We start from the raw sequence: 22,703 nt of genomic DNA, 5'->3' as shown, positions 1-22,703 counted from the left end.
TTCAATGGAAATCGGACCTTCGATTTCAATGGAACTTGCGGACCATCGGCGTGTCACGCCCCGACACGCCGATGCCTGTGGACAACTCCCGCAATTTCAATGGAAATCGGGGCTCTGACTTCCGACTAGAACTTCTTGAACATGTCGCCGTACTGGTTGTCCCAAGTCGACTGCTTCTTGGTGCCCGGGTAGCAGTGGTAGCTCACGTCGTTGGAACCGCCGCTGAAGTTGCCCGACACCTGGTAGCGGACACCGTCGGCGCTCTGCGCGGGATTGGCGCCCTCGTAGATCGATCCGTCCTGGCGCCGGAAGCCGTCGTGGTTGATCTTGTCGAGATCCTTGCTCGCCTTGTCGTCCGCCTTCGCGGCATCCTGGTAGCGGTCGTTCGCAGCCTTGTAGTCGTCGTAGGACTTCTCGCCCCGCTGGTAGTCCTGCCAGGCCTGCTCCCGCTCCCGCTTCGCCTCGAAGCGAGCGTCGGCGGTGCCCCCGTCCTTGTAGGCGTCCAACTTCTCCTGGCGCTTGAGGTCCGCGATCTCCGCGGCATTCTTGCCGAAGTAGTCCTTGTGCGCTTGATCGCCGACGTTCTCCGGGAACTTGTTGGCGCCGGAGTTGCTGACGTTCTTGTTGTCCATCCCGGTGATGTGGGTGGTCTGGTGCTTGTTCTGGTGGGCTTCGACCTCGACGTTGTACTTCTTGCCGTTCACGTCGTACGTCCCCACGGGCTTCTGCTCGAGCGCCTTGGGCTCCGGCCGGTTCGTGTTGCTGCCGCCCTGGTTCGAAGGGCCTTGCCCGTTGTTCCCGGTCTCCGGCGTGTTCGGGGCCCCGTGCTTGCGCCCGGTCTTGTCCTCCGGCCCCGCGGTGGACCCCTGCTTGCCCTTCCCGCCCTTCCCACCGCCCTTCGGCATCAGCCCCAGCGGGTCCTTCGCGCTGTGCGGGTTGCCGACGTAGGCGACGGGGTTCGGGGCCGGGGCGAGTCCCAGCGGGTCCTGGCTGAGGTAACGACCGGTGGCCGGGTTGTAGTAGCGGTAGACGTTGTAGTTCAGGCCGGTTTCGAGGTCGGCGTACTGGCCGGGGAACCGCAGCGGCGTACCGGCGGCGGTCGGCGGAGCAGGCAAATCCCTGCCCCACAGGCTGTTCCGGCCGTGCCAGGTGAGCATTCCGCTGGGATCGACCAGATCGGTCGCCGTCCCCACCTGGTCGGTGATGACCGAGTGGAATCGCTCCTGCCCACCCGCGCCGCGCTCGAGCTGGGCGACGGGTGCGTCGTCGTCCGGATGATGCGCCCAGGTCGTCACCGTGCGGCGGCCGCCGGCGTCGGTGTGCACCTGCTCGATCAGCGTCCCGCCGTCCCAGACGAAGTCGGTCTGCTCGGCCACCGTGGACAGGTCGGGAGCGAGTCGCTGCTTGGCGATCCGCCGGCCGACCGGGTCGTACCGGTACCGCCAGATGACGCCCTCCGGGGTCGTCACCGCGACCAGCCGGTCGTAGGAATCCCACGCATAGCGCCAATTCCGGCCGGTGTTGTCGGCGCGGAGGACCAGCCTGCCCTGCGCGTCGTGCTGGAAGGTGACCGCCCCCGCGGCGATCAGGCTGTTGCCCGCATAGCGTCGCGGACCGGTCTCGGCATCGTTGAGGCCGTTGGACGCGACGACGTTCCCCGACCCGTCGTACCGGTAGCTCTCCCGCCGGTCCGGTGCGATGACTTCGACCACCCTGCCGGACGGGTCGATCTGGTAGCGAATGCTCCCGGAGAGCCCGTCGTCGGTGCCGATCAGCTTGCCGTCGGGCCGGTAGAGGAACCGTCGCCGCAGCACTTGCCGGCCCGAGCGTCCCGTGACCGCCTGCGAGGTGAGCCGCTGCTCGCCGTCGTACGACTGCACCAGGGTCACCGCGCCGTCGACCGAGCGGTTGATCTGCTGACCGGCGGCGTCGTAGCCGAAGTTCAGCGAATGCCCGGCGAAGGACAGGCCGGTCGCCAGGCCGGCGGCGTCGTAGCTCCAGGCACTGGCCACGCCGGACGGCGTCTGCCGCCGGATCACGCCGTGCTCGCTGTCATAGGCGAACGTGACCGACCGGCCGTTGATGGTCTCCGCGGTGATGCGTCCCTGGTCGTCCCGCTCGAACTCGAGGACGGCGTCGTCGTTGGTCGCCCGGATCAGGTGACCAACGGGTGAATAGGCGTACTTGGTGACGCCCGAGGGGGCCCGCCACTCGACCAGGTTGCCGAGCGCGTCGTAGACGTACTCGGTCTCCTCGCCCGCACCGTTGACCGAGCGCACGAGCTGTCCCGCCGGGTCGTAGGCGTAGCGCAGCACCCGGCCGTCGAAATCGTGCTCCTCGACCACCCTGCCCGCGAGGTCGTAGACGTAACGCCAGGTCTGGCCCTGCGGATTCGTGACGGAGGTCAGCCGCCGCTCGGTGTCGAAGGTGCGCGTCGTGCGCGATCCGGTCTGGTCGACGCTAGCCAGCTCGACCTCGAACGGGCCGTACTCGGTGGCGGTCACCCCGCCGATCTCGTCGACCTGCGCGATCTGGTTGCCCTCGGGGTCGTAGCGCCACTGCACCCGGTTGCCCAGCGAGTCGACGCGCCAGGAACGACGGCCTTCCACGGTCCAGCCGAGCTGGATCCGCCCGCCACCCGGCGTCGTCGTCTCCCGGGGGCGTCCGAACAGGTCCAGCAGCCGGGGGTCGTCGGGCTCGGTGAGTTCCGGTTCGGCGGTCTCGGCGCGTCCGGACCGGATGCTCTCGAGGCTGAGTCGCGGTGCTACGCCGACCTTTCCGCTGAACGGGTCCAACGCCTCGCCGTCGTAGGCACGCGACCAGGTGCGCTCACCGTCCTTCACCTCGATCGAGGAGACGGTGCCGTCCTCGGCGAGGTGCAGCCGGACGGAGCTGCCGTCCGGTCGCGCGATCCACCGCGGCTTGCCCAGGCTGTCGTACTGGTAGTACGTGGTCCGGCCCAGCGGATCGGTCCGGTCGAGCAACCGGTCGTAGCGATCCCACGTCGACAGCGTGGTGTTGCCGAGCGCATCGGACTCCCGCACCAGCTGCTTCGCGTCGTTGAACTCGAATTCCTTGACCCCGCCCAGGGAATCGGTGTAGCGGGTGATCGACCCGTCGTAGGCGAAGGTGGAGTCGAAGAAGCCCTTGTCGCCCACCGTCCGGACGCAACGGCCGTGCTCGTCGTAGATGTAGCGGAACCAGAACCCGTTGCGGTCCTGCCACTCCGTCAGCCGGCCCGCGCCGTCGTACTGGAACAACAGCGCCTTGCCCGAGGAGTTGACCACCTCGGCCAGGCGGCCCTTGGCGTCGTAGCCGTACCGCATCACCAGCACGTCGAGGTCGCGTTCCGGGTCGACCACGCGGAGCGCCGTGATCCGCTCCTGCTCGCTGTCGATCTCCACCCGGTACCCGTCGGAATGCTGGATCGCCTTGGGCGGGCCGAACCGGCGGTGCTCGACGTCGAGCCGGCGACCGTCCTCGTCCTCGACCGACAGCAACGGCAGCACCGGGTCGCGCCCGGCCGGCGGGCCGAATCGAAGGGTCTGGTTCAGCTGCGTGTTCTCCAGGCTGTAGCCGCCGTCCTCGTCCAGGTGCAACGGCCACCGCGGGCCTTCGACCGGCAGCACCGGGGCTTCCGCCGCCGGCAGCGGGTAGACCAGGATCATCCCGTCCGGGGAGAAGTAGCAGACGTTCTCCGCGTCGACCTCCAGCCGCTGGTCCAGCGTCGAGGCCCACGACTGGCCGAACCACCGCCCCGCCCGGTACGACGAGACGTACATCCGCTGCAGCACCAGGCTCAGCGGGCCCTGGATCTCCAGGTCCTTCTCGGTCATCACCATGTGACCGGTGGCGAGGTCGACCGGCTCGGAGCCCCCGGTGCAGACGTCCTCACTCTTGATCGACCGGTCCCTGGGGTTGTCCGGCTTGTTGCCGCCGGAATCGCCCGGCTTGTTGTTCGACCGCGTCGAAGCCGGGGAGTTGCTGCCCGGCGTCGGGCCCGTTTCCGGCCCCGACCTCGTTGGCGGGCCGTCGTTCGGCGACGACTTCGACGGCGGGCCGTCGGGGCTGCTCTTCGTCGGCGGGCCGTCGCTGGACGTCGATGACGTCGAGGCCGGGCCGTCGTTCGGCGACGACTTCGGCGGCGGGCCGTCGGGGCTGCTCTTCGTCGGGGGACCGTCGCTGGACGTCGACTTGGTCGGCGCCGGGCCCTTCGGGGTCGGGGCCGAGCCGTCGCCGGACTTGATCTTCTTCAGGGCGTCCTTGGCGTCGCCGAAGGAGGAGCCGAGCTTCTTCAGCATCGGGGCCAGGGCCTTGATCGCCTTGACCAGCTTCGTGGTGATGTCGGCGATGCGGGCCGCGACCTTGGCGACCTCCGCGACCACCTGCGGCACCACCCAGGCCATCGCGATGCCCAGCGTGGCCAGCACCTGCAACGCCCAGCTCACCAGGTGGCCGACGAGCTCGGCGATGATGTCGCGCACCAGCGTCCGCACCGCCGCGACGACCTCGCCCGCCGTGCCGATGCCGCTCGACGCGCCGTCGGCCGCCGCCTGCGCTGCCGCGATCAGGTTGGCGGTGTCCTCGCTGCGCTTCCGGTAGGCATCACCGGCCTCGCCGATCCAGCTCCCCGTGTCGTTGTTGACCAGGTTGGTCATCTCGGTGCCGACCTCGCCCAGCTCCGCCGAGATGTTCTTCCACGTCTCCGAGTGCGCCTTGATCTCGTCCGGATCGCCGGTCAGGGCGTCCAGCGCGTCCGACACCGGGCCGACGTGCTCCATCAGCCAGCCCACGCCGGCGGCGAGGATCGAGCCGAACGGATCCATCGCCATGCCCAGCGCGTCCAGGCCGGTGCTCACCGCCCCCATGACGCCCGACGCCCAGTCCCCGGACTCGATCGCCTTCTTCGTGTCGTTGACCGACTCCAGGATCGGCACACCGCTGAACGACTGCGTCGAGTCCTCGCGCTGGGCAACCAACGGATTCGTCACGACATCACCCCAGGTAACAGGAAACGGGAAGGAAAGGGCGGGAGGTCAGTCCCGCAGCGGATCGAAGTCGGGGCCGAACTCGTCGTCGTCGTCCTCGAAGCGGGGCCGCTTCGGCGGCGCGGCGGGCGGCGTCGGCCCGGCCGCCGGCGGTGCGGGCGGTGCGGGCGGCGGCTTCGGGGCTTCCTCGTCGTCCGGGAGTGCCCACTTCGACGAGGCTTCCGACGGTTCGGGTTCCGGGTCCTCGGGCTGCTCGGGGAACCGTTCGCGCAGGTTGTCCAGCATCATCGAGCGCGTCTGCAGGTCCTCGTCGCCGAGGTGGGCGGCCATCGTCTCGCCGACCTTGCTCGCGATGTCGGACTGCGCCCGGTGCATCGTGGACAGGATCTGCGCGGCCAGCTCGGACGGCGCCATCGTGCGGACCTTGTCGGTGAACTCCAGGTCCGTCACGCTGCCGTCGGCGCGGACCGTCACCTTGATGCGGCCGTCCGGGCTGGCGGCGGTCAGCCGCAGCTGCTCGGTCTGCTGCTGCACTTCCTGGTAACGCCGCGCCTTGTCGGCGAAGCCCTGCGCCCACTGCTGGATCCGCTGCTCGGCCTCGTCGGGGTCGGACCCGATCGCGGCGAACCCACCTCGGCTGTCGCCCGGCATTGCACTACCTCCAAAGAATTACTACTCCGCGGTCTGCCTGCTGCGCTGAGCCGCCGACCACTGCGTCGGAGCGACGACCGTTTCGCCCTCAGCCACGCTGAAAACGCGTCGGCGCCTGCTGAGCAGCCGTCTCACCCTCCGGCGCATTGAAAGGCGTCGGCGCCTGCCGAGCCACCGACTCACCCTCCGGCGCATTGAAAGGCGTCGGCGCCTGCCGAGCCACCGACTCACCCTCCGGCGCGTTGAAAGGCGTCGGCGCCTGCCGAGCCACCGACTCACCCTCCGGCGCATTGAAAGGCGTCGGCGCTTCCGTGCCGCGCTGGGACGCGCTGTACCCGGTCGGCGCTTCCGTGCCGCGCAACGCGACCGCCGACTCGCGCACCTTGACGCCTTCTTCCAACGGGGTGAAGGAGTCCGCGCTCGCCTGGTCGGTTTCCTCGTACTGCTTGGCCGTCGTGCGCACGTTGTCGGCGGTGGTGCTGACGCCCTCCTTCGCGGCCTTCAGGGCGTCGATGCCTTCCTCCTCCATCGGGTTGACGATCGGTGGCAGGAAGGAGCACAGGATCCCGTAGGCCTCGTCGGACATGCTCACGGTCTCGGCGGCCGAGATCGCGGTGTCCAGCCGGTCGGTCAGCCCGTCCAGGTGACTCGCGTGCGCGGTCAGCTCCTCGGCGACGACCTCAAAGGTCATGGTGCTTCCCCTCGGTTGTTCAGGCCGCTGCGGACACGACTTCGGCGAGACGGCGCTCGATGCGCCGGTTGTCGGCCGGGGAGATGCTGAGCCAGGCCCCCTGGCTGACCATCAGGTACCGGCCCTGGTGCGTGTCGAACCAGGTGACCAGCGTCGACGCCCGTTCGGAGCCGCGCGAGACGCCGAACTGCCCGCCCGCGCGGCGGGTGTTCGCCAGCTCTGCCAGCGCCGCCGCGTCCTGGGCGGGCACCCCCGCCCTGGCCAGCGCGACCTCTTCTTCGAGATCGCCGCCGAAGGGATCGTCGTCGTCCTCGTCGAGCGCGCTGGCCAGCTGGTCCTGGCGAACCGAGATCGACCGCAGCGGCCCGGGTTCGTTGGGCGGCAGCACGCCGACGGCCGCGATCGCCAGCGCGGTCGGGCGGATCTCCGTCAGGTGCAGCTCGCCGGCCACCTGCTGCGCGAGCACGCCGGTGCGCCCGGCGACGGCGGCCAGGGCCTGCACCGGGCCCCCGATGTGGCCCACCACGTCGACCGAGGTGTCGTTCTCGTGGAGCAGCCGCAGCAGGTCCGCGAGCCGCGGCTCGAGCTGGTCGCCCGTCGCGTACCCGCGGCCGGACAACGACCGGAACGCATCGGCGGCGAGCTCTGCGCGCTCCTCCATCGTCGCGCCGAGGCTCGGCACCTCCAGCGGGAACGGGACGCGGCCCAGGCCGAGCGCGCCGTGCACGAGGTCGAATTCGGCGGCGGAAAGCACGAAGTCCGGCGCTGTTGTCGTGGTCATCACTGGCCCTGCTGCTTCTTCCGCTTGCCCTCGCCGATCACCGGCGGCGGCAGGTCGGCGCCAGGCACCTCGACCACCGGGCCGCCTTCGACGTACTTGCTGGTGCGTTCCTTCTCCTGGCTTTCGCCCTGGCCGCGCTGGGCGCCGCCCATCGGACCCATCCCGGGGGCGCCCGCCGCGCCGGACTGACCGGGCATGCCGGAGCCTCCGCGGCCGACGAAGCCGCCGTCGGGTCCGCGGCCGGTGCCCGACACGCCGCCGGGACCCACGCCCGACGTCCCGCCCGGGCCCACACCGGAACCGCCGCCCACACCGGAACCGCCGCCCGCGCTGGACAGGCCGACCGGTCCGCCGCGGAAGCCCGAGCCGCCGGGGCCGGAACCACCGCCGGGGCCGGAACCGGGCATGACGGGCCCGCCCGGGCCGGAACCGGTGCCGGGGATCGGCGGGATCGGCCCGCGCCATCCGCCGGGTCCAGGCTGATTTCCGGGCCGGTTGGGCTGATTGGGCTGATTGGGCCGGTTCACGCGCGGCCCGGTCATGTAGGGACCGCCGTCCGGCCCCTGGAACGGCCGCGGCTGGTGCTGCCGGTCGTCGCCGAGCGGCGGCAGGTTGCCCGGCGGGTGGACACCGCCCGTGCCCTGGGAAGTAGTGGTCTTGGGCTGGTAGTCCCCGAGGGGCGGCATCTCCGGTGGCCGGAACGACCGCGTCGGGCCATCCATCGGCGGGGTGCTGCCCAGCGGCGGCGGGGTGTTGCCCAGCGGCGGGGCCGAGAACGTCTTCGTCGGCGCATCCATCGGCCCGGTACCGCCGGGGCCCGGCCCCTGGAACGGCGTCGGGGCGCCACCGGGCTGGCCGCCCTGCAGCGGCTCGACCTTCGCGGTCAGCCGCTGCGTTTCCATGACGTCGCCCGGCGCGGAGTTCGGCGAGGTCGGGCTCGGCGCTTCCGGAGCCGTGCCCACGTTCTGGGGCTTGAGCTCGGCGCGCTCGGCCACGTGCTGCTTCTGCAGTTGCACCGGTTCGTCGTTCGTGACCGGGTTCGGCGGGGGAGTGAACTTCGGGGTGTCGCCGTCGATGTTGCGGGACTCGCCCTCCATCCAGGTCATCACCTGGACCGCCTGCTCGTGGGCGGAGGCGGACCGGTCCTGGTGGGCCTTCAGATCGACGCAGGCCTGCCGGAAGGCCTCCATGTCGCCGGTGGCGAAGGTCGCGACCGCCACCGCGTTGATCGCCTCACCGCCCCCGACCGGCTCGGGCATCTCGGCCCTGGCGGTCTCCATGATCCGCCCCTGCAGCGCGACCCGCTCCGCCATCGCGCCCGCGGTCGTGCCCGCGTCGTGGTTCCAGTCGGCCAGCTGCTGGATCGCCGACCGCGCCGCTTCGGCGGCCTCGCCCTGCCAGCCCGCTTCGGTGGCCCGCAGCCGCTCGCCCATGCGCGTCGCGGATTCGGCCAGCTCGCTGCTCAACCGGTTCCACTCGTCGGCCAGCTGGCCGACGCGACCGGGATCGTTGCCGGCGTGCACCGCCTCGTAGAGCTCGCGGTGGCTGCGCGAGGCCCAGTTCTGCGTCTCGGTCAACGCGAAGTCGACGTCCGGCCCAGTGGTCTCCTGGGTCATGTCCGGCCTTTCCCCCTCGACTGCGGATCGGTGCGCCCGGCCGAAACCGGTCCCATCAAACGAGCTTCCGGAAGGAGTCCGACACGTGCTCCTCGATGTCCCGGTACTCGCGCATCGCGGCGACGATGGCGTCGCGGGCTTCTTCCAGGACCTCTCGGTAGCTCGTGAGCACTGCCGTGAAGGAATTCTCGTCGCCTTCGGCGCGGTTCGCGAACTTCGCCGCCATGGCCTCCCCGACCGGGTTCTGCCCCAGCGGCGCGTGCTGGGTGAGCGAGGCGGACCTGGTCAACCACTCGTCCACTGTGGACAACTGATCCTCCAGTGCGGAGCGGATCTCCGCACCGGCCGCCGGGTCCAGGCGCAAGCCTTCCGATTCCACCGCCTTGCGCAAGTGCCTGACGCCGGACACGGACCGAACGAGCGAGAGCTTTGCCCGTTCTTCCACGTCTTCGCTCATGAATCCCCCAGACAGAACATCACCTGGTTATGATCGCACTTGCCGCCAACGCCGGGCCAACGCCGGACCAACGCGAGCGTTGGCGGGCGCACTCGCCGACGAACGACTCGATCGGGAGCGGATGTCTTCTCCGAGAACCCGAGCACAACCGCGGATTCGCTTGCTGGGCCCGATGGAATTGCTGCGGCCGGACGACAGGACGGCGGCCATCGGCTCCGCCAAACGGCGCAATGTCCTCGCGGCACTGGCGATCGACCTCAACCGCGTCGTCTCCGTCGACCGGCTGATGGACATCGCCTGGAACGGCCATCCGCCGCCCACGGCCAGGGCCTCGCTGCAGGGCCACATCGCCCAGCTGCGCAAGGACCTCGGCGACGGCGTGGAACTCGTCACCCGTTCCCCCGGCTACCTGCTGCTCGCGCCCCGCTCGCTGCTCGACGTGACGCGGTTCGAGGACCTGATCGCGGACGCCAGGGGCGCGTCCGACGACGAGGCCGTCGACCTGCTGCGCGCCGCACTGGCCCTGCGCCGCGGCCCGGCCCTGGCCGACGTCGAGTCGGAAGGCCTGCGCCGCGACGTCTCGGACCGGCTGGACGAGTCGGTGGTCACCGCGGTGCACGAGCTGGCCCGGCGGCTGAACCGGCTCGGTCGCGCCGCCGAGGCGATCGACCAGCTCCGGGAGGCCGTCGCGATGCGACCGCTGCGCGAACCCCTGGTGGAGCTGCTCGTGCTGGGCCTGCACCAGGCCGGTCGGCAGGCCGAGGCGCTCGACGTCTTCCACGACACGCGGATCCGCCTCGCCGACGAGCTCGGCGTTTTCCCCGGAACCGGCCTGCAGGAGGCCTTCCACACCGTGCTCAGGGCCGACGACGGGGGGCCGCCGGCTCGCGTTCCCTCGCAATTGCCCAGGGAGAACCGGGGTTTCGTGGGCCGTGGCGCCGAACTCGCGCAGCTGGACGCGGCGCTGGACGACGACGGCCCGATCCGGATCCTCACCGGCCCCGCGGGCGTCGGCAAGACCGCGCTCGCGCTGCGCTGGGCGCACCGGGTGGCCGCGGACTTCGAGGACGGCTGCCTGTTCGTCGACCTCCACGGGTTCGACGACGCGGATCCGGTGGCGCCGGCGCAGGCGCTCAGCGGTTTCCTCCGCGCGCTCGGGGTGCCTGCCGCGCGGATCCCCGACGACCTCGACGAGCGCGCCGCGCTGTACCGCTCGGTGCTGGCGGACCGGCGGCTGCTGGTGGTCCTCGACAACGCGCGTTCGGCCGCGCAGGTCCGCCCGCTGCTGCCCGGCAACTCGGGTTGCGTGGTGCTGGTGTCCAGCCGGAGCCGCCTGGACGACCTGGCGGCCACCGAGGGAGCGGTCCGGCTGTCGCTGCCGGCGCTGGACCGGCAGGCGGCGGTCGCCGTTCTGCGGCTGCTGCTCGGCTCCGAGCGGGTCGCCGCCGAACCCGCCGCGGCTGCCGAGCTGGCGGAGCTGTGCGACCGGCTCCCGCTAGCGCTGCGGATCGCCGCCGCCCGCGGCGCCAGCCATCCGCACTTCACGATCCGCTCGCTGGCCGACATCTACTCCGACGAGCGCCACCGGCTGACCAGGCTGTCGCTGCCGGATTCCGGCGGGAGCATCCGCGCCGCCCTGACCATCAGCTACCGGCGGCTCGACGACGCGGCGGCGCGGCTGTTCCGGCTGCTGGGCGAGCACCCCGGCGCCGAGGTCGACTACTTCGCGGCCGCCGCGCTCGCGGGCACCAGGCTCCGGGACAACCAGGCCCGGCTGGAGAGCCTGGTGGCGGTCAACCTGCTGCAGGTGACCGGCCCCGGCCGGTACGGGCGGCCGGACCTGGTCCGGCTCCACTCGGCGGCCCTCGCCGCGGCGGAGCCCGCGGCCGACCGGGACGCCGCGATCACCCGGCTGCTCGACTACTACCTGCACGCCGCCGAAAGCGGCCTGCGCGCGGTCGAAGGTCCGGCGCCGCGGCCCGGGCAGCAGGCCGCGCACCCGCTCGCCGAGCTGCCCGACCTGCCGACGGCGCAGGCGGCGCTGAACTGGTTCCGGACCGAAGAGGACAACATCCAGCACGCGCTCGCGCTGGCGACCGCGCGCGGCCGGCACGACCGGGCGTGCCAGCTCGGGCTGTACCTGGACCGCTTCCGCCGGCACCTCGGCGGGCCCGGCCCACGCGAGCTGGGCGAAGCGCTGGCGCAGGCGTTCTTCCCGGGGCACATCTGCGGGAACTCGGTCTTGTAGCAGCAGAAAGCCCCCGCAACAGGTGCGGGGGCCTTCGGGGCCTGTCAGGACCGGATGTGCCGCACGGCTTCCGCGACGGTTCGGCCGAAGACCTGCATGCCCTTGGCGTTCGGGTGCAGCGGCGCCGCGACCGACGTCGGGACCAGGCCCTCGTAGTACTTCTCCGCCGGGGCCGCGCAGACGTCGTGGCCCTCGCTGACCGGGCCGAGGTCGACGAACTGCGCGCCGTGCGCCGCCGCCCGCTCGCCGAGCATCGCGCTCAGCTTGTCCACACTGGACTGGATGTAGTCCGCGTCGCGCGCCCAGACCAGCTCCTTCGGGTAGCAGCCGCCCGGCCGGAGGTAGGTGCCGTAGCCGACCACCACGATCTCGGCGTTCGGCGCCCGGTGCCTGATCTGCGCGAGCGCGCCGTCGAAGCGCGGCACGAGCGCGTCGATCCGCGCCGCGAGCTCGTCCCGGCCGCCCGCGGTGAACTCGTCCGCGCAGGACGTTCCGAACGGATCCGGGAGCAGGTTCACGCACGAAACCGCCGCCCGCACCAGCGATACGTCGTTGCCGCCGATGGTGACCGTCACCAGGTCGGTCCGGTCGCTGAGCGCGGCGTACTGCGGGGCCATGATGTCGTGCTGCCTGCCGGAGAAGTCCTCGATCTTCGCGCCCGAGCAGGAGACGTCGGTCAGCTTCGCGCCGATCAGCCGGGCCGCCACCCGCGGGTAGTTCTCCCTGGAGCGGAAGCAGAGCAGGTTCGGGTCGGGGTTCGGTGTGAGCGGCCCGGCGGCCGCCGAATCGCCCATCGCCACGTATTCGAACTCGTCGGCCGCGTGCGCGGTGGGCGCGAGCAGCGCCCCCGTCACGGCGAGGGCAGAACCTAGTTGAGCGAGACGACCGAGCTGGGATCCCACGCGGGCCTCCTGCGAGAGCTGGGCACTGGCCAGCTTGATCTAGCACGGCAAGATCCTCACGGCGCGTGAATTCACCCGATCGTCGAGCGCCCCAACGTGTCCTGCCGCAATTTCAATGGAAATCGAAGGCCCAATTTCCATTGAAATTGCGGACCCCGAGGGGCACGGCCGCCCAGGGGCGGTCCTGCCACTGCCTGAGAGGTCGTTTCAGGAGGGGTGCGGGCACGCGTGAGGCGTGGGCGCCCGGATCGCTGGGCGCCGTTTTCGCGCGAAACCGGCGCTTCGCGTGAGGGAGAGGCGCCGGTTTCGCGCGAAAACGGCAGCATCACTCGGTGGCGCGTCACACGTCTGGTGGCGGCGTGCGGGTGGGCAGACCTGGACCGGGTGCCGGGTCCGATCGACCGAGCGGACGAAGTGCCCACCACGTTCCTCCCGGCACGCCGCCTCCCGAACCTCCCGGCTGGATGTCCCGCCCGATTCTGCGCCGCGAACATCCCGGTCCACAAAGGACATCTGCCACGGCGGCCGAGCCCCGCTCCTCACTCTATTGAGTGACAACACCGATTCGTCCGCTACGCACCGTGTCTCGTTTCACGGCCCGCGAGGTGGACAGGACCGCCGCCGGACCCCGAGACTGGACACCGAACAACCGACGGTGACGTGGCCGGCATTGAGGCCGGAGTTCTTCGCGTATTCCTTCTGTATCGATACAGATATCCACCGCGTCCCGGCAGCGGACATCACGACCCGCCGCGCTCCCCCGATCCCCGCTCCCCCGAGAGGAGAACTGTGCCCTTCGCGCTGCTCGCACTGGCCATCGGCGCCTTCGGCATCGGCACGACCGAGTTCGTCATGATGGGCGTGCTGCCGCAGGCGGCCGCCGACCTCGGCGTGTCGATCCCGACCGCCGGCAACCTGATCACGGGTTACGCGCTCGGCGTGGTGATCGGCGCCCCGGCCCTGACGATCCTGGGCGCGCGGCTGCCCCGCAAAGCCATGCTCGTCGGCACGATGGGCCTCTTCACCGTCGGCAACCTGCTCTTCGCGCTGTCCCCGAGCGCGGAGATCGGCACGGCGTTCCGGTTCCTGGCCGGCCTGCCGCACGGCGCGTTCTTCGGTGCCGGTGCCGTCGTGGCGACCAGCCTCGCCGGGCCGGGCAACCGCGCCAAGGCCGTCTCGATGATGTTCATGGGCCTCACGCTGGCCAACGTCGTCGGCGTGCCGCTCGGCACGCTGCTGGGCCAGCAGTTCGGCTGGCGCGCCACGTTCGCCGTGGTCGCCGCCATCGGTCTCGTCGCCGTCGCCGCCATCGTCCGGCTGGTGCCCGCCCAGGGCCGCCCCGCGCCCTCGGAGGCCTCGGTGCGCGGGCAGCTCGCCGCGTTCCGCCTGCCGCAGGTGTGGCTGGCGCTGGCGATCGTGACCTTCGGCCTCGGCGGCACGTTCGCCTGCCTGAGCTACCTGACCCCGATCCTCACCGACGTCTCCGGGTACTCCCCGACCGGCGTGACGGGCCTGCTGGTGCTGGCCGGGCTCGGCATGACGCTGGGCAACTTCCTGGGCGGCCGGGTCGCCGACAAGGCGCTGATGCCCGGCCTGTACGCCGTGCTGATCGGGCTGGCGGTGGTGCTCGGCGCATTCACGATCACCTCCGGCGACAAGCTGGCCGCCGCGGTGACGGTCTTCGTGATCGGCGCCCTCGGCTTCATGGTCGCGCCGATCATGCAGGCCGTGGTGATGGACAAGGCCGGTGGGGCGCCGGCGCTCGTGTCGGCGGCGCTGCAGTCCGCCTTCAACGTCGCGAACTCCATCGGCGCCTACGCCGGTGGCCTGGCGATCGCCCACGGCCTCGGTCTGCTGGCGCCGAACCTGGTCGGCGCGGCGCTTTCGGTGATCGGCCTCGCGCTCGCCGCGGTCTCCGGAACCCTGGAGCGCAACAGCGAGCGCGCGGCGGTCACCCCTGCGGAAGCGGCAGAAGTCCCGGCCATGCGGACGGAGCGCGAGCTGGTCGCGGCCTGATCCTCCACTGAGGACAGATCATGCCGCGACCCTGCGCGCGAACGCGGGCGCGTGCTCGGGGAGGACCCCCATTCCGCCGATGTAGGCGGTCACACCGCGCAGGAACGACGCGCGTTGCAGGGCGCGCAGCATCAGCGGCAGCTTGTTCTCGTCGAGCGTGCCGTCGAGCGCAGGCCGCAGCAGCATCTCGTGCTCGCCGCGCTGGGACTGCTGCGCCACCGCCATCGGCAGCCACCGGCGGCGCTGGATCTTCGCCAGCGCAGCGGCGGGAACCCGGCCGCGCCGAAGCGGTTCCGCCAGCACCCTGGCCGCCGCGACGGCGTCCTGCACGGCGAGGTTGACGCCGACGCCGCCGACCGGCGACATCGTGTGCGCGGCGTCACCGATGCACAGCACGCCGTCGCCGTACCAGCGGTGCAGCCGGTTCATCTCGACCCGCAGCAGCTTCACGTCGTCCCACGAGCGCACCGACTCCAGCCGGGCTTCCGGCCAGCCGAACAGGTCGGCCAGCCGCGCCCGGAACCCCGCGATGTCCTGCGCGCGCAGGGCCTCGTTCCGGCCCTTCCCGACCAGGTAGGACGTCTGGAAGTAGTCGCCGCGGTCCATGGTGACCGAGGCCTGCCCGCCGCCGAAGTGGCCGAACACCTCGCCGTCGGCGTCGCCGTCGACCTTGGGCACCCGGACCTGCCACACGTCCATCGGCACGTCGAAGGAGATCGGCCGCAGCCCGGCCTCCCTGCGCACCACCGACCAGCGGCCGTCGCAACCGACGGTCAGCGGCGCAGCGAGTTCGCACTCCACACCGTCGGCATCGCGGTAGTGCACGCCTGTGATGCGACCGGCGCCGTCCTTGCGCAGTCCGGTCACGGCGCTGCACATGCGCAGCGTGAACGACGGCTCCTCGGCGGCCGCGGTGGCCAGCAGGTCGAGGAAGTCCCACTGCGGCACCATCGCGATGTGCCGGTACGGCTCGCGGAGCCGCCCGAAGTCGGCCATGACCACCGTCTTGGAGCCGATCTGGATGCGCATCTTCGCCAGCTTCCCGGCCGGCAGCTCGGCGAACCGCTCGCCCAGGCCGAGCTCGTCGAGCAGCCGCAAGGTGGAGGGATGCACGGTGTCGCCGCGAAAATCCCGCAGGAAGTCCTGGTGCTTCTCCAGCACCGTCACCGCTACGCCGGCGCGAGCCAGCAGCAGGCCCAGCATCATCCCCGCCGGGCCGCCCCCGACGATGCAGCACTGCGTTCGATCCGTCATGGCGACCACGCTAGCAGAAACTTAGATCCTCTCTAATTTTAGATCCCGTGTAGAATTGGCGACCATGAGTGACCGACCCGGGCTGCGGGAGCGGAAGAAGCGGCGCACCAAGCAGGCACTGATCGAGGCGGCGATCCGGCTGATCGACGAGAAGGGCTACGACAGCACGACCGTCGCCGAGATCGCGGCGGCCGCCGAGGTGTCGCCCGCGACGTTCTTCAACTACTTCTCGGCCAAGGACGAGGTCGTCTTCGCCGACGACGGTCTCTACGACGACCTGCTCCGGAAGGCCTTCGCCGGTCGCGCCGCCGACGAGCAGCCGGAAGAGCTGCTGCTGCGCACGATCCGCCAGCTCAGCACCGCCGACGCCTGGAGCTTCCCCTTCGACCACGAGCTGACCAGGATCCGGGCCCGGCTGATCGCCACCGTCCCGGCCTTGCGCGCGGGCGCCTTGCTCCGCAACGCATCCCTGCAACAACGGCTCGCGCACGCCCTCCACGAGACATATCCCGCGGAGCTCGACGCACTGCAGGCCGCGGCGCTGACCGGGGCCCTGATCGGCGCGATCGACGCGGCCATGCACTCCGGCCTCGACCGGGAACCGACCACCGACGTCGTCCTGCGGGCCGCGGAGATCGCGCTGCGCGGCCGCCGGTGAACGGCGCTGCGAGCCGGGGTCTTTGGCCTCTGGATCAGGCGGTTCCGCCTCCCGCACGGTGAGTCCCAGGCAGGGCGAGCGGAGGAGGCGGCGATGACCACGCACGGAGCACGACGCATGCACACCGGTTGGGTGGGATGGGTGTACTTCGCCGCCACCATCCTGCTGCTGACCGGCATCGTCCAGGTGATCAACGGGGCGATCGCGTTCGCCCGCTCCGGGACGACGTACGTGACGCCGGCCGGATCGGCGGTGCAGATCAGCTACGCCGGGGTCGGCTGGAGCTTCCTGATCACCGGCGTCGTGCTCGCCGCCACCGGGGTCGGGCTGTTCAGCGGCCGCACCTGGGCGCGTGCCGTGGCCATCGCCATGGCGGTGATCAGCATCCTGACCAACATCGCCTTCTTCATGGCCTACCCGCTGTGGTCGGCGGTGGTGATCGTGCTCGACGTGGTCGTGATCTACGCGCTGGCCGCCCACGGCAGGGAGGCCGGCCACCGGTAGCCGAGCGACACTCCCGGAGTTCCACAGTGGATCGCCGCGCGCCCGCCCGGCCAGGCGTGTCGAGTACGCTGCGCTCCGGGACGTCGCGCCGCCCCGGTGTTCTCCGGCGCGGGCCGGGAAGGAGCGCCGGGTGAAGCGGCCGACGATCATCGACATCGCCCGGGAGGTCGGGGTTTCGAAGGCCGCCGTCTCCTACGCGCTCAACGGGCGCGCCGGGGTCTCGCCGCAGACCCGGGAGCGGATCCTCGACGTCGCGACGGCGATGGGCCGGCGGGCCAGCAGCGCGGCGCGCGCCCTGTCCAACGACCGGGCGGCGAACGTCGGTATCGTGCTCGCCCGCTCCCCGGAGGTGCTGCGCACCGAACCGTTCTTCATGCAGATGCTGGCCGGCCTGGAACAAACCCTTTCGGCGGACGGGTTTTCGCTTCAGCTCGCGCTCGCGGCGGACACCGGAACCGAGCTGGACACCTACCGGCGCTGATGGGCGGAGCGGCGGGTCGACGGCGTGGTGCTGACCGACCTCCGGGTCGCCGACCCGCGCCCGGAGCTGCTGCGCGAACAAGCCGTGAGAGCCAAGCGGTTTACCGGTGCACCACGTGCGGTCACGAGGAGAACGCGGACGTAAACGCGGCGAAGAACGTACTGGCCGACGGGCTGTCGGTGTCAGCCTGTGGAGACCTTGGGATGACCTGGTCTGCGAAGCAGGAACCAGCGGGAAACCGTGAGGAATTACCGCTCCAACCAGAACTGGAGTTGGTTGGAATCCCCCAGGTTTAACTGCGGGGAGAACGTCAAGATCTGGAAGTTCATGCTCCGCAGCGACGGCATGGTCAACACCGTGCTGGACGACCTCGGGGCCGGCGCGGGCGGCACCTTCTGGTTGCTGGGCGACAACGCCTTCGGCAGCATCGTCGTCACCTCGGTCTGGCGGCTGTGGCCGTTCTCGTTCCTCGTCCTGATGGCCGGGATGCAGTCCATCCCGGCCGACGTCTACGAGCAGGCCACAGTGGACGGTGCGGGGATCTGGCAGCAGTTCCGGTCCATCACCGTGCCGATGCTGCGGCCGGTGAACCAGGTCCTGGTGCTGGTGCTGTTCCTGTGGACGTTCAACGACTTCAACGTGCCCTACATCCTGTTCGACGAGCTGGCGGCGGTGGGCGGCAAGCCGGTGGTGCTGGAGGAGTTCGGCCTCTCCAGCGACCAGGTGTCGCCGGAGCACGCCGCGCACTACTACCGGCAGACGCTGCACAACTCGCTGCTCGCCGGATCGACCGGCTGGGTGGCGTGGAACAACACCGACTACGACGACCTCATCGAGCAGGGCCCGTACTCGCACCACCCCTTCGAGATGCACTTCGACATCACCGACGGCGCCGGGAGCCCGAAGCGGCCGCTGCACGAGCTGGCCGCGTTCGCCGACGTGCTATCCACTGTGGACTTCGCCCGGTGCGAGCGCACCGATGCGCAGGCGGCGCTGGTGGTGACCGAGTACCTGGAGCGCGGCTACCCGTTCAGCCAGGACGACGACCGGCCGCTCGTCTTCAGCTCGCTGCAGCAGGCGTACGTGGCCGCGCGGGAGGCCGACGTGCCAGTCGGGTTCACCAGGGAACGCGACGGCATCGACCCGGACTGCTCGCTGTACCTGCTGCCGTGCACCAAGCAGATCCAGGGGCCGACCTGGCAGTGGCTGCGCGAGCGGGTGGCGCAGGGCGCGGTGCTGTACCTGTCCTACACCGCCGGCGAGGTCGGGCACCACCGGCAGCCGTGGATCCCGTACCTGGACGAGACCTTCGGCGTCGCGAAGGAGATGACCTACGGCGTGGTCGACGAGGTGGCCGACGAGGTCGTCGAGTTCACCTTCGCCGAGGACTTCGGCGGCATCGGCGAAGGCGAGGTGCTGCGCTACCGGGCCGGCGGCAACGAGCACAGCCGGGCGTACCTCCCGGTCCACCCGCGCGGAGCGACGGTGGTGGCCACCGACGCGCACGGCAGGCCGGCCCTGCTGCGCCACCGCAGCGGGCGGGGCGAGACCGTGCTATGCACTTATCCGATCGAGCACTTCGCGGCGCGGAACGCGCGCGTCAACCCGGAGGACACGCACCGGCTCTACGCGGCGCTGGCCGAGATCGCCGGCGTCGAGCGGCCGATCGCGGTCGACGATCCGCGGGTGTTCGCGGACGAGCTCCGGCACGAGGACGGGCGCCGGTTCGCCTGGCTCGTCAGCCAGCACGGCCAGGAAGTCACGACAACGCCGCGGGCGGACGGTTCTTCCTTGCACGACACCAAGACCGGTGAACCACTTTCCAAGGTCACGCTCTTGCCCTACGGCGTCCGCGTCCTCGAGCTGCGCGCGGAGCGGTAGCACGGTGCCGTGTCGGGGGCGAAAGTCCCTTGCTCCGCAGCTCCGGTAGCGGGCAGACGGCGGCGCGCATGCGACCGGCTTCCCACCGGTGTACAACGGGGTCGTACCGACCCAAGCGGACACCGGTCGCTCGTGGTGCTCACGAGCATTCCGCGGTCACCACTCATCCCGCTGCTCGTGTGGAGACGCCATGAAGATCGTGTGCATCGGGGCCGGGCCGGCCGGCCTCTACCTGGCCATCTCGGCGAAGCTCAGGGACGCTGGGCACGACATCACCGTGATCGAACGGGACCCGCCTGGAGCCACCTACGGCTGGGGCGTCGTGTACTGGGACGACCTGCTGGACATCCTGTACCGCAACGACCGGGAGAGCGCGGAGCAGATCCGCGCCGCGTCGACGCTGTGGCGAGAGCAGGTCGTCTCGCTGCACGGCACCGAACACGCCTACATGGGCGGATACGGCTACAGCGTGAACCGCGCGCCGCTGCTGGAGATACTCGCCCAGCGCGCCACCGACCTCGACGTGGACGTCCGGTACGAGCACGCCGCGGAAGACCTGTCGGAGTTCGCCGACGCCGACCTGATCGTGGTCGCCGACGGCGCGAACAGCCGCACCCGGCAGCGCTACGCCGAGGAGTTCGGCACCCAGGTCGACCACGGCCACAACCCCTACATCTGGCTGGGCACGGACCGGGTGTTCGACATGTTCACCTTCGACTTCGAAGAAACACCCGAGGGCTGGATCTGGTTCCACGCCTACCCCTCCAGCGCCGGCATCAGCACCTTCATCGTCGAATGCCAGGACACCACCTGGCGACGACTGGGGTTCGACCAGATGGGCGACGACGAGAGCATGCGGTTGCTGGAGGACATCTTCGACCAGCCGCTGGCCGGGCACCCCCTGATCAGCGCCGCCCGGGGAAGGCCGGCCTCGTGGCAGCGCTTCACCCAGGTCTACAACCAGACCTGGCGCCACGAGAACATGGTGCTGATCGGCGATGCCGCGCACACCACGCACTTCACGCTCGGCTCCGGGACCAGGCTGGCCATGACCGACGCGGTGATGCTCGCGCACAAACTGCTGGAGCGCGAGCAAACGTCCATGGCGCTCAAGGAGTTCGACGAGGAAGGCCACGCCATGATGCGCATGGCGCAGGCCTCGGCGCGCTCCAGCATGGCGTGGTTCGAGAACACCGACCGCTACACCGACCGCAACGCCGTGGACTTCTGCTACGCGATGTCCGGCCGGAACAGCTTGCAGCCGCCCTGGCACTACCAGCATCACCTGCTGACGCAGCACCTGGTGGCGCGCAAGACCCAACGGCTGTTCGGCAACGGCTTGCGCTGGGCTCGCGCGCGCAAGCGCGGCGAGTCGCTGCGCCGCTGAGGCGGGCCGGAACGCCGTCGCTCACCGCTTCCCGGCTTCGCCGAGCAGGTCGCGGATCGCGTGCAGCACGGCGTCGGGATGCTCGATGTGGATGTACTGGTGCTGGGCATCGTCGAGCACCGGACGCGGGCATCCTGGAAGTCGAAGAAGAGCAAAGAGTGCGCGGCGCCGTGGAGCGCGTGTACCGCCTGCGCCGGGAACGAGCGGTGACCGACCACGAAACGGCCATGACGGTGCCGCCGGAGGAGCACCGCCGTGGCTTCGCCGCCGCCATGACCACGCTGATCGCCGAGTTCAACGCCTATCTCGACCGCGAGCGGGCCGACCCCGCCGCCGATTCCGTCGGCTACCGCCAGCACGCGATCTGACTCAGCCCCGGCGAACTCGCCGAGATGATCGACGGGATGCGTGGCGCCATCGCGCCTCAGCTGGCCAACGAACCCGCACCGCACCGCAGCCAGTACCCGCTCAGCCCGATCCTGTTCCCCATCGAGCAACCACCCCAGGGCACACCCGAGGAGTAGCGCTGACCGGCCAGCCGGTCATTGGCGCCGGAGCGAGTGGCGCTGCGCGCTCTGGTTGCACAGCACGCTCGGCTGGGAAGCGTGCCCGGTTCGCCACGGACTTGGCCGCAGTTCCTGGAGTTCGACCGCTTTGCCAGGCACAGCACCGGCATCGCGGGCGAGTGATGTTGTGTTGATCACGTTTTTTGAGTCGTTCGTCCGGAACCCGATGATCTGTTGCGCCGTTGCTACGGGCATGGGCGATGATCCCGGAAGTACCTGCCGCGCCCCTGGCGAGCCGAGGGGCGCGGACCCTGCTGGACCGCCGACGTCGTGCGTCGGCCGCCTTGCCCGCCGGGAGCCGGCGGGCCGCGCCCTCCCCCCGGAGTCGCGTCACGACCGCCGGTCGACGCCGCCCGTGACTCCGCACTGCGTCCGTTCAGGACCGCCTGGAGAAGTCGAGGCCGGCGCGCCTCAGCACCGTGCAGCCGAAAGCGTCCGGCGCTCCTCCCGCAGGTGGCAATCCTTTCCCCGCACGGCACCGCAGCTCGCAGCCTCTCCGGGAGGATCCGCACCACCGGCAACCCGTTCGACCACACGCACCGCAACTGAATCGACAGCGAAAAGAAGAGGAAGGGCCAGCAGAATGGTCTTCAAGAAGCTCCTGGGCGTGCTCGGCGTCGGCGGCCCGTCGGTGGACACCGTGCTGCACCACCAGCACGTCCGCCCGGGCGAGAACCTCGCCGGGGAAGTCCGCATCACCGGCGGGAACCAGGACGTCACCGTCGAGAACGTCGCGCTCGGCTTCGTCACGCGCGTCGAAACCGAACACGGCGGCCACGACGGGCATGCCGGCGTGGAATTCCACCGCGCCGTGGTGGCCGGCCGGTTCGAGCTGCGCGAGGGCGAGAACAAGACCATCCCGTTCCAGCTCCCGGTGCCGTGGGAAACGCCGATCACCAGCGTCTACGGGCAGCACCTGCACGGCATGACGCTCGGCGTGCGCACCGAGCTGGCCATCGCCAAGGTCGCCGACAAGGGCGACCTCGACCCGGTGTCGGTGGAGCCCCTGCCCGCGCAGGAGAAGGTGCTGGAGGCGTTCTCCCAGCTCGGTTTCCACTTCAAGAGCGCCGACCTGGAGCACGGCCGGTTGCACGGCGTCCGCCAGGAACTGCCGTTCTTCCAGGAGATCGAGTTCTACCCGCCCCAGCAGTTCGCGGGGCGGATCAACGAGGTCGAGCTGACCTTCGTCGCCGGCCCGCACGGGTTGGACGTGGTGCTGGAGGCCGACAAGCGCGGCGGGTTCTTCACCCCGAGCCAGGACGCCTTCGGCCGCTTCCACGCCTCCCACGAGGAAGCCCTCGGCACCGACTGGGCCGGGCGGATCCACGGCTGGCTGGAGCAGGTCGCCGAACGCCGCGGCACGGGCCAACCGATGGCCGGGTACGACCACCACGGCTACCACGACGAGCACCACCGGCGCGGATCCGGGATGGGCGGCATGGTCGCGGGTGCCGCGCTCGGCGTCGGCGCCGGTGTCCTCGGCGGCATGGTCGTGGGTGAGGTGCTGGAAGAGGTCTTCGAGGGCGACGAAGAGGAGTTCTGATCCTCCGGTGGGCGCCGGGAATCCGTTCCCGGCACCCACCGCGCGCCGGTCGGCTCAACTCCGTCGGGGCGCCGCGCCG

17 protein-coding genes and 1 pseudogene are annotated in these 22,703 nt (G+C 70.6%); 10 read left to right on the top strand and 8 right to left on the bottom strand.

Annotated features, from left to right (window positions below; translation table 11 throughout):
- Positions 1–125 precede the first annotated feature (125 nt).
- From AC07EQ_RS21980 to AC07EQ_RS21955, 6 genes and pseudogenes are all read right to left on the bottom strand, one after another.
- Complete coding sequence (locus AC07EQ_RS21980) at positions 126–4,991, bottom strand: DUF6531 domain-containing protein (protein ID WP_478389787.1); 4,866 nt, start codon at positions 4,989–4,991, stop codon at positions 126–128.
- A 45-nt stretch (positions 4,992–5,036) separates the two neighbouring features.
- A complete protein-coding gene (locus AC07EQ_RS21975; protein WP_478389786.1) occupies positions 5,037–5,639 on the bottom strand; it encodes a YbaB/EbfC family nucleoid-associated protein in 603 nt (200 codons plus the stop codon).
- Positions 5,640–6,045: 406 nt separating this feature from the next.
- Positions 6,046–6,330: pseudogene (locus AC07EQ_RS21970) on the bottom strand (type VII secretion target); the annotation flags it as partial.
- Positions 6,331–6,349: 19 nt separating this feature from the next.
- Positions 6,350–7,111, bottom strand: coding sequence for an ESX secretion-associated protein EspG (locus AC07EQ_RS21965; RefSeq protein ID WP_478389785.1), 762 nt, complete (start codon positions 7,109–7,111; stop codon positions 6,350–6,352).
- Positions 7,111–8,727, bottom strand: a complete 1,617-nt coding sequence (locus AC07EQ_RS21960; RefSeq protein WP_478389784.1) for a PPE domain-containing protein — start codon at positions 8,725–8,727, stop codon at positions 7,111–7,113. Before AC07EQ_RS21960 ends, AC07EQ_RS21965 begins: the two co-directional genes overlap by 1 nt.
- A gap of 55 nt (positions 8,728–8,782) precedes the next feature.
- Positions 8,783–9,184 carry a hypothetical protein gene (locus AC07EQ_RS21955; RefSeq protein ID WP_478389783.1) on the bottom strand — a complete coding sequence of 134 codons (402 nt, stop codon included), beginning with the start codon at positions 9,182–9,184 and terminating at the stop codon, positions 8,783–8,785.
- Positions 9,185–9,356: 172 nt separating this feature from the next.
- Here AC07EQ_RS21955 and AC07EQ_RS21950 point away from each other — a divergent pair, with 172 nt between their 5' ends.
- Positions 9,357–11,432: an AfsR/SARP family transcriptional regulator gene (locus AC07EQ_RS21950; RefSeq protein WP_478389782.1), complete on the top strand. Its 2,076-nt coding sequence runs from the start codon at positions 9,357–9,359 to the stop codon at positions 11,430–11,432.
- A 44-nt stretch (positions 11,433–11,476) separates the two neighbouring features.
- Here the strand turns inward: AC07EQ_RS21950 and AC07EQ_RS21945 are convergent, their stop codons facing one another.
- Complete coding sequence (locus tag AC07EQ_RS21945) at positions 11,477–12,334, bottom strand: SGNH/GDSL hydrolase family protein (protein WP_478389781.1); 858 nt, start codon at positions 12,332–12,334, stop codon at positions 11,477–11,479.
- 789 nt (positions 12,335–13,123) lie between these two features.
- On the opposite strand from AC07EQ_RS21945, the gene AC07EQ_RS21940 reads away from it, so the two are divergent.
- The gene (locus AC07EQ_RS21940; protein WP_478389780.1) at positions 13,124–14,350 is read left to right on the top strand and encodes an MFS transporter; all 1,227 of its coding nucleotides are present in this window, start codon (positions 13,124–13,126) and stop codon (positions 14,348–14,350) included.
- Between the two features lie 18 nt (positions 14,351–14,368).
- On the opposite strand, the gene AC07EQ_RS21935 is transcribed toward AC07EQ_RS21940, so the two are convergent.
- The gene (locus AC07EQ_RS21935) at positions 14,369–15,604 is read right to left on the bottom strand and encodes an FAD-dependent oxidoreductase (RefSeq protein ID WP_478389779.1); all 1,236 of its coding nucleotides are present in this window, start codon (positions 15,602–15,604) and stop codon (positions 14,369–14,371) included.
- 64 nt (positions 15,605–15,668) lie between these two features.
- On the opposite strand from AC07EQ_RS21935, the gene AC07EQ_RS21930 reads away from it, so the two are divergent.
- From AC07EQ_RS21930 to AC07EQ_RS21895, 8 genes are all read left to right on the top strand, one after another.
- Positions 15,669–16,262, top strand: coding sequence for a TetR/AcrR family transcriptional regulator (locus AC07EQ_RS21930; protein WP_478389778.1), 594 nt, complete (start codon positions 15,669–15,671; stop codon positions 16,260–16,262).
- Positions 16,263–16,355: 93 nt separating this feature from the next.
- Positions 16,356–16,766: a DUF7144 family membrane protein gene (locus tag AC07EQ_RS21925; RefSeq protein ID WP_478389777.1), complete on the top strand. Its 411-nt coding sequence runs from the start codon at positions 16,356–16,358 to the stop codon at positions 16,764–16,766.
- Positions 16,767–16,896: 130 nt separating this feature from the next.
- Positions 16,897–17,247 carry a LacI family DNA-binding transcriptional regulator gene (locus AC07EQ_RS21920; RefSeq protein ID WP_478389776.1) on the top strand — a complete coding sequence of 117 codons (351 nt, stop codon included), beginning with the start codon at positions 16,897–16,899 and terminating at the stop codon, positions 17,245–17,247.
- The gene (locus AC07EQ_RS21915; RefSeq protein WP_478389775.1) at positions 17,247–17,543 is read left to right on the top strand and encodes a zinc ribbon domain-containing protein; all 297 of its coding nucleotides are present in this window, start codon (positions 17,247–17,249) and stop codon (positions 17,541–17,543) included. Before AC07EQ_RS21920 ends, AC07EQ_RS21915 begins: the two co-directional genes overlap by 1 nt.
- Positions 17,544–17,574: 31 nt before the next feature.
- Positions 17,575–19,128 carry an ABC transporter permease subunit gene (locus AC07EQ_RS21910; protein WP_478389774.1) on the top strand — a complete coding sequence of 518 codons (1,554 nt, stop codon included), beginning with the start codon at positions 17,575–17,577 and terminating at the stop codon, positions 19,126–19,128.
- Between the two features lie 190 nt (positions 19,129–19,318).
- Complete coding sequence (locus AC07EQ_RS21905) at positions 19,319–20,515, top strand: FAD-dependent monooxygenase (protein WP_478389773.1); 1,197 nt, start codon at positions 19,319–19,321, stop codon at positions 20,513–20,515.
- A 158-nt stretch (positions 20,516–20,673) separates the two neighbouring features.
- Positions 20,674–20,883, top strand: coding sequence for a hypothetical protein (locus AC07EQ_RS21900; RefSeq protein WP_478389772.1), 210 nt, complete (start codon positions 20,674–20,676; stop codon positions 20,881–20,883).
- Positions 20,884–21,664: 781 nt separating this feature from the next.
- Positions 21,665–22,624, top strand: a complete 960-nt coding sequence (locus AC07EQ_RS21895) for a sporulation protein (RefSeq protein ID WP_478389771.1) — start codon at positions 21,665–21,667, stop codon at positions 22,622–22,624.
- Positions 22,625–22,703 lie beyond the last annotated feature (79 nt).

It is taken from the genome of Saccharopolyspora sp. NPDC045839, from assembly GCF_056431645.1.
Note: the sequence above shows the minus strand (reverse complement) of the source record. Positions and strands in the feature narration are given on the sequence as shown.